Genomic DNA, 12,927 nt, shown 5'->3' on the forward strand with positions numbered 1-12,927 from the left:
ATTGGGAGTATCCCACGTAAATAACTGACGCAAATGGACGATCGCCGTAGCGCAGGCAGCGTTCGACTAAGCTCACGCCGAAGTCTTGTCTACCTGTGAGCGATTTGTCATGGAAAGGCAATTGGCTGTAAGGGCGCACAGTAGTGTATCCCTAACGGGTACGTTATTTTGCCGCACCCCCCTTAGAATCCGCCGAAGTTATAGCCAATCCCCAGCATCAGTCCAACTTCAGTGTTGCGGAAGAATCCCACTGTCACCCCTGCTGTGGCTGTGAATTGGTTGGTGATCGGCGCATCAACTCCTGCGGTGATGATGGGTCGCACTCGGCTGTCATCTCCGGTGGAAATACCAATTCCACCACCGGCATAGGGGGCAATGCTGAAGGGGACTGCATCATCCACCAATGCTCCGGTTGGGAAATCGAGCGTGACGGGAATCAGGAATGTGGTGCGATCGCCAACGAAGACGGCGGGTCGGAGGGAGAAGTTGTTGGTTAAACCCAATTTACTGAATACAGCAAAGTTGCCTCGCCCAATTCCGGTACTGCCTCCGAAACCAATATTTCCGCCTGCGCCAATGTAGCTTGGGCCAGAACGAGTCGGTTGACCGGGAGCAATCACCTGAGCAATGGAGGTGTCTGCTTCGGTTGGATCACCTGGAGTAGCCGGAACTTCCAGTCCATCAATAGCCGGATCGGTGGTTTGAGCCTGAGTCGGTTGGTTGATTAAATCCATCGCACTGGTGCTGTCTACTGCGTCAGCCAGGGGAGCGATCGGTTCTGAATCGGTACTCGCCTCAACTGAAGCACTAACCAGGTTGCTTTCGGGTGTAGCTGCAATCTCTTCAGGAATGTTTGTCGCATCCGCTATTTCATCATCAGGTGCCGTCGTTTGGGTCTCCAAAGTTGAAGTTTCAAACGTTTCATTTAAGCTCAGGAAATCTGAGGTGCCGTCGATGGTTGAAGGAACGGTTGCAGGAGTAGCTACCGTATCCAATTCAGCTAAAGCATCCGTCTCATCACCATAAGCCTCATCGATCCAATCAATCTCATTTAATGCCAGATCAAATGGATTAGGTTCGATCGCCTCTAGATGGGTTGAAGTGGCCGTATCCAGAGTATTGAGTTCAGTCGTAGTCGGATCAAAACTTGGAACCAGGGCTGGCTCTTGATATGCGGATTCCAGATCAGTGGCTTCCAGATCAGTGGCTTCCAGATCAGTGGCTTCCAGATCAGTAGGTTCCAGGGCGATTGCATCCCGATCGTTCAGATCATTGGCAACCATTGCGCTCTCGGCATAAGATTCTACTGCCGCATCATAGGTCGCACCATCAACACCATCAGTATTGGGAATAGCTGGCTCCGCATGGGCTACTAGGCTGTTGGCGGCTAGCATAAATGCCGTAAAACCAGTTAGAGCAGTACATTTGAGGATGTTTGTATACATGATTCACAAGGAGGAATAAAGGAAAACCCTAAGCGATTCAGCAATGCATTCCGAGTGTCCTGCTCACGTCAAACGGCGATGATCACTACCCTGTAAAAAGCTACAGATCTGCCGTACACTGCACAAGACCGGGGCTAACCACTGCAATTGCTACCGAAAGAAGTATGTACAAAGTACAACTCTTTTCAATCTATGGTTCAGTGTAAGTAGCACTAGACGGTTCAGGCATCTATCTTCTAGAGGAGCTTGAAAATTCAAACGATCGCAAATGTGGCGGATAACACCAGATCAATAGGCAACATCAAGGAGCGATCGGATTCACTGCTGCCAGGCTCAAAAGGGTTTGCAATTCCTTCGGGTCAATCCAAATATCTGCCAGTCGTGGATCGGGGTAAAGATAGTCATGCAAAAAGGTTCCGGCTGGCGTTTTCCCGGTCAAATAGTAATAATCGAGTTCCAGTAAATTACTGACCAACCAGTAGCAGGGATAGACATAGTTGGGCGAGAACAGCTCAATCACTTTTGTTCCAGGACGACAGAAGACCGTATTGGTCAGTCCGCCGCCGTGGGGGGCAATCACAATTTCGGCGTTGGCCAATAACATCGCCTGTTCTTTAACCGATCGCTCCTCTAAACTAACGCAGCGAAAGCCGTACTGCTCCAGCAATTCCAGCACTTCCGACTCATTGATAACCCGACGATTGGCAGTGGATTGGCGGCTAATATAAAGCCGATCGGTGCCTGAGGATTGGGAACTGTCTCCTAAAAATAACGCTCTTAACCAATCACAAACCCATTGCGGCATCCAGGCTGGACTACCGGGATAGGACGGTACGATGAGGCGATCGGCTTGAATATGGGAATGGTGTTCGGTTGGTAAAACTTTAGATTCTGGAATATCAAGGAACGCCAAAGTTTCCTGCTGAAAAGTCAAATTCGTACTAACTACAAAACCATCGATTTGTTGTAAATCAACTCCCGATCGCTGCAAGAGATGAACTCGCGGCAGCACATCAAACATCCAATGAAAATACATATCATTGGTCAAGCCAGATAGTACAGCGATCGTTCCATTCAGCGATTTGCGGGGCGAACGCTTTTCCACTGACAATAGGGAATGAAAACTGGGATGGCGATCGGGATGTCCGGGACTCAGCAGGGGAAATTCTGGCGAGAGATCGCCCAAGATCTGATCTTCTGCGGTTAAAACAGCACTGGCAGTTTGATCAGGACTCAACCAGAATTGTCCCTGGGGAATCGTTGCAACAAAGGTTCCTGGAAGCTGAATTTGGGAACCAAAACGGTAGCTAACGTGGGCTTCACGCTGATGGAGTGGGTTTCCCTGATGATCTAATCCCTTCGGCAGGGTGAGATGGATAACGGTAGGGGAGTCAACAGCAAGGTAGGGTTGGGACGTTTGATCTGCCCAGGCTTCAGTGGTTTCATAAAATCCGGTGGGGGGTTCGCACAGTCCCAGTCGTTGAGCAGGGGAGTATTGAGAACGATCGGGATCTGCTGGATCTGCATCTGTTGGATCTGAATCTGCTGCATCTGACCAATCTGAACTCAAACCTGAATCCATTAGCTCTGAACCCATTGGCTCTGAATCGATCGGCAACAGGGATTTCAGGACAGGTTGCAGGGTACGGTACAGGCTGGGCTGAAGGGTGAGAGCTTTCTGCATGCCTTCGATCGCCTCCTGGGTTTCCCCATTCTCCGCCAGCGCGTAACTTAAATTCAGCAAAGCATCCAGGCGATCGGGTTGCAGGGTTAACGCTTGCCGATAAAGCGTGATTTTTTCTGATACCGATGCATTCGACCATCGCCCCAGGAGCACATACGCCTCGGCATTTTCTGGCTGAAGCTGAATCGCCTTTTGAAATAGAGCTACCGCATAATCTCGATCCTGCACCAACAGTAACCGTCCCAGCCCCAAACAGGCTTCCGGCAAATCTGAGTGATAGCGTAGTGCCGTCTGGTAAGCTGCGATCGCAACCTGCGGGTCAGAAGTCCTCAGGGCATCTCCCAGAGCGGTGAGGACTTCGGGTGACTCTGGCTGCTCCTGTAGAGCCTGACGATAGGCTGCGATCGCCTGCTGCCAATTCCGCTGCCGCGCCAAAAGTTTTCCAAGCCCAAAATAGATGGCGGCTGATTCCTGGGAGCAAAGAGCCTGAAAAAATCGAGCATTTTGCTGGATCAGGGGCGATTGATGGGATTTAGTCTGTCCATCCACCCACTCACAGTAAATTTTTGCCCACCGGGTTCGGGTGCAAAGCGCTGTATGAAAATCAGCCACAGCCGCATGCCACTGTTCCTGCTGAAGCTGGGCCCAACCCCGATCGCCATAGCCCGATCGCAAGTCAGGATGGAGCGATAGAGCCTGCTCAAATTGCGCCAGGGCATCTGCCCATTGGGCTTGCCGTCCCAGACAGATTCCCAGTTGATAGTGCATCTCCCAACTCGGCTGAAGTGCGATCGCTTGAGAATAGGCCGCGATCGCCTCATCCCACTGGGCAGAGATTGCCAAACTTCCCCCTGTCGTTGATACGCCTCAACTGCATCGGGTTGGAAGGTCAGAACCGTTTGCCATTGCTCGATCGCTGCTTCAAACTGTGCTTGCAGGGCCAGGGTTTGTCCCAATTGCAGATAGCTCTTGGCTGGATCAGGATCGATTTCAATCAACTGCCAGCAGATGCGCTCTGCCAAGTCGGGTCTACCCTGCTGCAACTGCCGATCGATTTCTGTCCACAGGATATCCACCAACTCTGCCATGCCCGCTTCCAGGTCTTCCGGTTCTGCCACCGTGGTTGCAGCAAACCAAATCGCCTGGGCTTCCGCTTCATCTCCCTGCAAGAGTCGCGCCAAACCCAAATACCAGTAGCTCAACAGCCGATCGGGATGCGCCGCCATCTCCTGTTCGCAGGCAGTGACTACCGCTTCATATTGGCCCTGAGCAAGGCTCTCAAGACCCTGATCAAGGTGAGTGGCGATCGGGTGGGAGGTCATGGTATGCAGATGGACGGCAAAGGGTTAACGACGCACCGTCCCCGTAAAGCCTGATGCTTTGAATTGTTTTAGCTTCAGGGGAGTAGGCTGATTGGCTGGAACTGAAATTCTCAGCTCAAACTCGCTGACTCCGGGGGGAACCTCCTCAATTGATCCCAGCCGAGTCCGATTCTGCATCACTGGATTTTCGTTGGCATCGTAAACCCGCCCGAAAATATCGGCATTGTAAATCGGCTTTCCCGATCGATTTTCAGCATTTCCGGTGATGATAAAGCAGTTGGCCGGACGACTTGCCCCACCTGGCGTAATGGCTCCCTCCGCTAACTCGGCCGGACATTCGTGGTAGGAGAGATCGGTCAAGTTAATTTGCGTCAGTGCCCATGCTGCCGGAGCGATCATTCCACTGAACAACCACAGGACACAACCGATCGCCAGGCCCCAAACTCTAAACCGTATCGCTTTAGTCATAAACCGCTTTAAGATTCTGCTTCTCCCTCAGCTTACCCTGGATCGCCGCCATTAATCTGATCCGCCGGGTTCTGCCGCATGGCCTGCCCCATCTGGCTAATCAACGACCCTAGCTTGCCGTCTTCCAGAATCGTATTCAGTACCGCTAAACCGCTGGTGGACAGGAGAATTTTGCTCATATCCTGCGTTCCATTCCCGTTGCTGTTGCCGTTGCCATTTGCTCCAGGAAAGGCATAGATCCGCGCATCGCCAATTACGCCAGGCTGGGGGCCAGGGCTTGCAGCAGTTCCGGCAATTTTTCGGAGAGTTCCGGCCAGACGGTGGTGAAGGTTTCCGCCGCTAGCCGAGCATTCGTCAATTTATTCTTTGCCTCCACCTGAGCCGTCAACCCTTCGGCTTCCGCCAAAGCGCCATCCCGATTGGCCGCTGCCCGGACGCGAATCGCCTCTGCTTCTAACTCTGCCGTTTGTCTGGCAATTTCCGCCTGCCGTCGCCGTCGGAACACATCAATTTCCACCACGTTTTGCTCGGCAATCCGTTGTTCTTCTGCTGCTTTTTGGGCTGCGATCGTGGCTAGTTGCCGCTGCCGTTCTGCGACTTCGACTTCAGTTGCAGTGGTGACAGCCGCCTCTGCCTTAGCCCGTTCCGCTTCTGCCTCAAAACTGGATTTCCGCTTATTGGCGATCGCAATCACCACATCTTCCTGGGCCAGTCGAGCCAGTCGCTCGGATTCTGCCACCTGCACCTGCGCTTCCAGCCGGTTCGAGTCGAGGATCTTTTGCCGATGAATTTCTGCAACCTCTGCCTCCTGCTCCTGTAGAGTTTTGGCAACCTTTAACTGTTTGTTGCGCTCCTCCAGGGCAATATCTGCCTCAATCTGGCTTTCCTGGACTCCCAACTTACGACGAATTTCCTCCTCTTCGACCAGCTTTTGCTGCAAGATCTTGGTTCGCTGGGTTGCTGCCATTTCCCGCTCTTTGGCTTCCTGAATTTCTCGTTCTCGCTGGGCTTTTAAAGCCTCCACCTGAAACTGCTGTTCTAACCGGGCGGCTTCCTGCTCCTGCTGAATTTGTAACGATCGCTTCTGGGCATCCAATTCTTTCTGCTCGATCGCCACCTGGGTCGATAATTCCACTTCCCGCTTTTGCTGGATCGATCGTTGGATTGTTTCTGTCCGCAATCGCACCCCTTGAGCATCAAAAAAGTTGTTGGTGTCGTAGGTGTCGCTTTCCTGAATTTCAGAGATTGCAATGTTGTTCAGGGTTAAACCGACTTTGTTGAGATCCTGCTGTACCAGATTCAGAACTTCCTGGGCAAAGCCTAATTTATCTGAATCAATCTCTGCCAGGCTCTTGGTTTTTGCTGCAGCACGGATTGCATCATCCGCCCGCTTTTCCAGGGCATTTTTAATGTCTTCTGGCGTAATCCGATTACCCTGGGACAATCGTGCTGCCGCAGTCAGAACATCTTCTTCTGTCGCATTAATGCAGACATAGAAAGTGACCCGCATATCTGCCCGCAAATAGTCCCGCGTCCGTACGGCTAACTTCCCAGTCCGTTCCACATCGATCGAAATTTCCCGCAACGGTACACGGGTCAGTTCATGAAATCCTGGCAGCACCACACAGCCGCCATTCAAGACCACCGTTTTTTGCTTAACCAGCACTCCCCCCGTCCGCACAAACGCTTCGTTATTGGGTGTAATTGTGTACACGCGGGTGTAGGCCCAAACACTAACCAGCAGTAGCACAATTAACCCGGCAATCACACCGGGAAAGATCAGTAATCCCCCCAACTGCCCGATCACAGGTGTCGGAGTAGGAGAAAGGACACGAACTTCTGACTGAATAGGCACCTGAGCGGTAGCTAATTCACTTCGCGCATCTAATCGAGAAGCAGCACCTGATTCAGGGAGAGCAATGGACGGGAGAGCTTGAATAAACGTTAACCAGAACAGCATAAGGATAAATGAAGGAAAAAGGATAAAACGCGATCCAGATGGTTTATTTAATTTTTGGCTGAAAACCAGTGTTCTTGATCAGAACTGTCTTTACAGATGACGAGATAACCCTGGGGCGATCGCTCAATCACCAGTACCTTGTCCCCTCGTGTGGGAATCACCTTAGCCCAGTCCGGCAAGATTGCATTTACTGTGACTAAATTGCGGGCTGGATCTAACACATCCACCTGACCAATTTTGCCCTCGGTCGTGATGGGAATTCGGGCCGTACTCACTGTGCCAATACAGCCTACCAGTCGATCGCCACTGGCATCTTCGCCAAAGGCTGCAAACACTTTGCCGATCGGTTTGGCAATTTGTCCGCCCACCAATAAAGCAATGACGAGCGAGAGGGTAAAAATCATTCCACCGACGAACCCACCTACTAATCCGCCCAAACCTTCACCCAGGAAAACGTTCAGCATCCAGCCAAACAATCCCCACAGGCTCAAATCGGTTGCCAACAGCAGGATCAGCGGTGCTTTACCAAACCCTAGCCAGCCCAACGCCTGAAACGCACTGAAATCACTGGCATCGGCATCGGCATCCAGATCAGCATCGACATCCAGATCGGCATCGACATCGATATCGACATCCACATCTGCATCCATGTCCAGGTCATCACCGCCGCCGCCAGAGACGATCACAAACAGAAATAGCAAAACACCGATGCCCAGAAGAATCCAGTACGGAAGGTTTGAAAGATCAAAGAGGGGCATTGTGGTTAATAAAAAGTAAGAAATTGGCCGTCGAACTGGAAAAAGTAGCGCAGTCAGATCTCAACCAGACAAATAACTACACCCAAAATAGCTGCCTTAAAATGAAAGTGGGGAAACCAGAAATGTTTTGTAATTTTTTGGTAATTTTTTTGCTTTTGTAAAATATGAACCTTAAACGGATTGGTCACGTTGCTATTTGTGTACAGGATCTCGATCGGGCTGCCGCCTTTTACCAAAATCTGGGGATGGAGCTGGTATGGAAAGATCCAGACTGGGCTTACCTGAAAGCGGGGGAGGATGGGTTAGCTCTGCTCAGTCCTAACTACGAACAGGCTGGCCCTCACTTCGGCTTTATTTTCCACGATCGCGCGGAGGTCGATGTAGCCTACAATCGCCTCAAAACGGCACGGGTTCACGTGACCCACATTCACGAACACCGGGATGGAACGGCTTCTTTCTACGGACGGGATCCGGAGGGAAATTGGTTTGAGTATTTGTATGAGCCGGTTGAGAGTGAGGAGTGAGGAGTGAGGAGATAATTGTTACCGCAGCGCAGGCATCTTGCCTGCCAGGTAGCTCACACATCTTACTTGACAGGTAGCGCAGGCATCTTGCCTGTCAGTAGGATTTTGCAAAATAAAAGGTCAGAGCGGTGAAGCCCTGACCCACAAGGTTGATATGGAAACTTAAAATGATTTTATTTATGCCGTTGTTTCCGGTTAAATAACTTGACGAGAAACAAACTTTTCAAAATCAGCCTGGGTTTGATGTAAAAGCTGCTCACGGCTATCGGCGGTGTTCGTCAGCGTCGGAACTAAATTGCGGGCTTGCAACGCCATATGAAGCTGAAGATGAGCAACGTATTCACTGAAATCTTCACGTAAGGCAGGATTAGAAGATTGCTGGAATTTAGCGACCAAAGTGTTCTCCCTCTTCTAGAAACTCTACACAAATGTTGAGCAACGATATTGAACGTAACATATTGCGGTTGATTCGTATTTTAGTTTGCAATGAAGTGTAATGTTTTCGTTGCAATCGTTTTACACAGATCATCACACAGATTGATCGTCAACCTGAACAGATTCCGAGGGAGGAGACAAAATTTCAACCACTCCCGTCTCACCATCAATTCTGACCTGTTGCCCGTCTTTCAGCCTTTGCGTCGCCTGGTGAATGTTCATCACCGCAGGAATCCCATATTCACGCGCAACGATCGCTCCGTGGGAAAGCTGTCCGCCTACTTCCGCCACCAATCCCCCTGCCTGGGCCAGCAGAGGGGCCCATCCAGAATCTGTGTAGGGAACAACCAGAATGGTTTTACGCCCAATTTCAGACACCTGCTTCAGGGTACGCAGCACTTTAACGGAACCCTCGGCATAGCCTGGACTCGCCCCAATCCCCTGCAAGATTTGAGCCGATGAACTCATGACAAAATCCCGCTGTTCTGAAAAGGGAGGTGGATTGCCGTAAACCAGGGAGGGCGGTGCGTGCTGGCTATCCTGTTCTAGATTCGATCGTCGCTGGGCAATCAATTTAGGCACTTTTTCCCTCAATTCTGGGTTAGCATCAGTCGTTAACTGCTCAATCTCATCAAAGGTCAGGAAAAAAAGGTCTCCTGGCTGCTGAAGTAAACCATTCGATCGCCACTGCTCCTCCAACGCCACAAAACTCCACCGCAGTTCTGCAAGTAAGCGACTATAAAGGGCAGTTACCCTTCCCTTCAAATGCAGCCGTTGTTGCACCTGACGAATTTTCCAATTGTGCGGTTTAACTGACTCTGTACGGGATGGCGGAGGGGGATGAAACAAAAACTGCGTGAACAATTCCTGCACCGGTTGTGGATTTTCTTTCCAGGTGGGAACGGCAATATCAGTTCCGACTTCGCTGAGGTAGCCATACTTCTGCAAAAATTGCTCAAACTGCCGCAGTATCCCTTCCCCATCCGAACTTTCTGAGAGTTCGGCCAGAACAACCTCACTTTGCGGAGAGAGTTCGTTCAAATTAGGTAAAAGCTGACGCGCATTGGCTGCCAGGTTTTGCAATGCCCTCATTGAGGTTACTTCTGGCGTTTGGGAATTGTCCAGGTCACTACTCTTCACCTTAAACAAGGATTGCCGCATTGCCGCGCTCAGGGGAGCCATAATGCTGAAATAGGTGGCGTGTTTCAACATTCTTAAAATGCGATAAATCCGCGTGAGAAGCATCTGGGGCGGCAGATGGGTAGGGGGCTGGTGAGTAAATTCCGATAAACCTGGCTCAAACAGATCATGAGACATCTGGTTGAAGTCTTTCTCTAGCTTCCACTCTCGCTGCGCTAGCTTCAGCAGTCCGGGCACGTTCCGTAAGGTTGAGAGAATCGGTGGTTTGCTGAACTTTGCCCCCCGCGTTAGAAATTCCAAACTTTCCGGGGGAAGTCCCATCCGACGAAAAATCTGCCCGAGCAAGGAGGCATTAAAGTAGGCGGCTGAGTGGTGCAGCGTTGCAGTCTCATTAAAGTTCAAGCCAGTCGATCGCCGCCCCAAAACGATCGTGAAAATATTGCCCCACACGCCACAGGTCAGGGGACGGTTGATTGACCAGGTGAGTGGATGAATGAACCCTGGAATCACTTCTGCGGCAATTTTTCGCGTCCAAATGGGCAGCAAAGTCGTAATGGGACGAGTTTGGAGTACCCACAACTGTTGTCCGTCGTAAGTCCATTCCACATCTTGAGGAATGCCGTGATACTGAATTTCCAGATGACGTGCCAGGTAGGCCACCTGCTGTACCAACAGGGCAGGTAATTTGCCCTTACCTTCCATTTTCAGGCGAATTTCGGGGGGCAGTTGCCATTGCACAGAACGACTGGCAGTGGGAGTAGGCTCTGAGCGTTCCGCGATCGCAGCTAAGTCCTCTTCCCGAACCCAGACCCGATATTGCTCTGGCGTAAACCGTCCAGATACCACCTGGTTTGTCATTCCTGGCAGTCCTTCCACAATCACAGCATCTCCCTGACGGGCGATCGGATCGCGGCTGAAGGCAACTCCCGAATAAATTCCCTGTACCTGCTTTTGCACCAAAACCGCCATGCCACCCTGAGTGGCGTTCTGATCCTGGCGGTACTGCATTGCTGCCGGGAGATTATAGGAAGTCTGGCAGTAGGCGATCGACTGTTCTAAGGCAGCCAGGCTAGTGACGTTGAGAATGGATTCATACTGACCTGCGGCAGAAGCATGTTCTGAATCCTCCCCCACAGCTGAAGAGCGCACCACAAAGGGGGTTTCGGGTGAAGGTTGTACCTTGTTTAGCAAGGAAGCGGGAGCATCCCCAGGCGGGAGCACCCACCCCATCGGCACCGGATAACCCCATCGCTTTAATTGGGACAGAGTAGCTGCTTTTTGCCCGACCTTATTGGCATCTAACGCCTGCTCTAACGTGAGTAAGGACTGGTCACCTTTAAAGAACTGAAACACTTTCCGCGAATCCCTCTGAACGCCTGCCTCTGGTAACTCTAAATCGTCTGGAATGTTGTGGTAGATCCAACCCATAATCAGGCTCAGGAGTGCCGTCGCCCCAATCAATGCTCCATTCTGAGGATGGCGTAATGCTGTGAGCAGTACCAGCAGGATGAGAACCGCTAATTTACCCGAGCGCCGTTCCCGGAATAGGGTGAAGCTAACACCGCCGATCAGCAGCACCAGACCAGACGTAATCCAATCATGAACCATATAGCCCCATACGACATTCGTGGTTCCGGCTCCACGGCCGATCCAGTAGCGCCCCAACACCAGCGCAATCAACGCCACCACTTCCCAGGTTGGATCAAAGGGAAAAAAATAACGTGCAAGCAAAACTGCTGCAATTCCCTTAACTGCTTCTGATAGGACTGCTAATACGCCAACGATCGTTCCCCCATGATAGAAAGCGGCTGAAACACTCACATTGCCTGTCCCTACTTTAGAAAGACGTTGTCGAGTGAAGCCATAGGTAATCCATTGAATTAGCGGCAGCCCACCCAGCAGTGGACACAGGATGAAAATCAGTAATACACCAAGAACCTGCGTAAGCGTCATGAAGGAATTTATACCAGAGGGCAAATCAAGGAAATGTACGCAACACTCATTGATTCGTATCACTGTGTGTCACGAACCCTATAGCAATCGTAATATGCCCGATAAAAAAGGGTTCCCCCTTTCGGAAGAACCCTTCGGACTAATTTTGTGCTCGGTCGAAGTCAGCTACCTAGCCAACAATCTCAGGAGCCTTCACCGTTGCCAGGTCGAGAGGGAAGTTGTGCGCATTCCGCTCGTGCATCACTTCCATTCCCAGGTTCGCACGGTTCAACACATCCGCCCAAGTACCAATCACTCGTCCCTGAGAATCAATGATGCTCTGGTTGAAGTTGAACCCGTTCAGGTTGAACGCCATCGTGCTGATACCCAATGCCGTGAACCAGATGCCGACCACAGGCCATGCACCCAGGAAGAAGTGCAAGCTACGGGAGTTGTTGAAGCTCGCATATTGGAAGATCAACCGTCCAAAGTAGCCGTGCGCTGCCACGATGTTGTAGGTCTCTTCTTCTTGTCCGAACTTGTAACCGTAGTTCTGAGACTCGTTCTCGGTCGTCTCACGCACTAAGCTGGAAGTCACCAACGAACCGTGCATCGCACTGAACAAGCTGCCACCGAACACGCCAGCTACGCCCAGCATGTGGAACGGGTGCATCAGAATGTTGTGCTCTGCCTGGAACACAAACATGAAATTGAACGTACCACTAATGCCCAACGGCATCCCGTCTGAGAAGGAACCCTGTCCGATCGGGTAGATCAAGAACACTGCAGTCGCTGCTGCTACAGGCGCAGAGTAGGCGACGCAGATCCACGGACGCATCCCCAAGCGGTAGCTCAGTTCCCATTCCCGTCCCATGTAGCAGAACACGCCAATCAGGAAGTGGAACACGATGAACTGGTAAGGACCACCGTTGTAGAGCCATTCGTCTAAGCTAGCGGCTTCCCAAATCGGGTAGAAGTGCAGTCCAATGGCGTTGGAGGAGGGGACTACTGCGCCGGAGATGATGTTGTTGCCGTACATCAGGGAACCTGCAACAGGCTCACGGATGCCATCGATGTCCACAGGAGGAGCAGCGATGAAGGCGATGATGAAGCAGGTGGTGGCAGCCAGCAGGGTGGGAATCATCAGTACGCCGAACCAGCCAATGTAGAGGCGGTTTTCGGTGCTGGTCACCCAGTTGCAAAACTGCTCCCACAGATTTGCGCTTTCGCGTCTCTGTAAGGTTGTTGTCATAATTCCA

The 12,927-nt window shown here is 51.4% G+C and carries 8 protein-coding genes and 1 pseudogene; 1 reads left to right on the forward strand and 8 read right to left on the reverse strand.

Translation table 11 applies throughout. From position 1 onward, the window contains the following. Nucleotides 1–182: 182 nt before the first annotated feature. The 5 genes and pseudogenes from ACM1PF_RS06085 to ACM1PF_RS06105 form a co-directional block, all read right to left on the reverse strand. Nucleotides 183–1,445, reverse strand: coding sequence for a hypothetical protein (locus tag ACM1PF_RS06085; protein ID WP_416673158.1), 1,263 nt, complete (start codon nt 1,443–1,445; stop codon nt 183–185). 301 nt (nt 1,446–1,746) lie between these two features. After that, on the reverse strand, nt 1,747–3,897 hold the full coding sequence (locus ACM1PF_RS06090) for a glycosyltransferase 61 family protein (protein ID WP_416673161.1): 2,151 nt from the start codon (nt 3,895–3,897) through the stop codon (nt 1,747–1,749). Between the two features lie 578 nt (nt 3,898–4,475). Beyond that, nucleotides 4,476–4,850 (reverse strand): hypothetical protein, encoded by a 375-nt coding sequence (locus tag ACM1PF_RS06095; protein ID WP_416676580.1) that lies wholly within the window; start codon nt 4,848–4,850, stop codon nt 4,476–4,478. 101 nt (nt 4,851–4,951) lie between these two features. Continuing rightward, nucleotides 4,952–6,879: pseudogene (locus tag ACM1PF_RS06100) on the reverse strand (flotillin family protein). 47 nt (nt 6,880–6,926) lie between these two features. Then, on the reverse strand, nt 6,927–7,637 hold the full coding sequence (locus ACM1PF_RS06105; RefSeq protein WP_416673164.1) for a DUF1449 domain-containing protein: 711 nt from the start codon (nt 7,635–7,637) through the stop codon (nt 6,927–6,929). 164 nt (nt 7,638–7,801) lie between these two features. Between ACM1PF_RS06105 and ACM1PF_RS06110 the strand changes: the two genes are divergently transcribed. Next, on the forward strand, nt 7,802–8,161 hold the full coding sequence (locus tag ACM1PF_RS06110) for a VOC family protein (RefSeq protein WP_416673166.1): 360 nt from the start codon (nt 7,802–7,804) through the stop codon (nt 8,159–8,161). Nucleotides 8,162–8,356: 195 nt separating this feature from the next. Here the strand turns inward: ACM1PF_RS06110 and ACM1PF_RS06115 are convergent, their stop codons facing one another. From ACM1PF_RS06115 to psbA, 3 genes are all read right to left on the reverse strand, one after another. After that, the gene (locus ACM1PF_RS06115; protein ID WP_416673168.1) at nt 8,357–8,557 is read right to left on the reverse strand and encodes a hypothetical protein; all 201 of its coding nucleotides are present in this window, start codon (nt 8,555–8,557) and stop codon (nt 8,357–8,359) included. Between the two features lie 132 nt (nt 8,558–8,689). After that, nucleotides 8,690–11,689 carry a glycerol-3-phosphate acyltransferase gene (locus ACM1PF_RS06120; RefSeq protein WP_416673170.1) on the reverse strand — a complete coding sequence of 1,000 codons (3,000 nt, stop codon included), beginning with the start codon at nt 11,687–11,689 and terminating at the stop codon, nt 8,690–8,692. A gap of 169 nt (nt 11,690–11,858) precedes the next feature. Then, complete coding sequence (gene psbA / locus ACM1PF_RS06125) at nt 11,859–12,920, reverse strand: photosystem II q(b) protein (RefSeq protein WP_416671627.1); 1,062 nt, start codon at nt 12,918–12,920, stop codon at nt 11,859–11,861. Nucleotides 12,921–12,927 lie beyond the last annotated feature (7 nt).

The sequence above is a fragment of the Egbenema bharatensis FJBBOT/2019 genome (assembly GCF_048077055.1).
In the GTDB taxonomy this organism is placed as follows: Bacteria; Cyanobacteriota; Cyanobacteriia; order Elainellales; family Elainellaceae; genus Egbenema; species Egbenema bharatensis.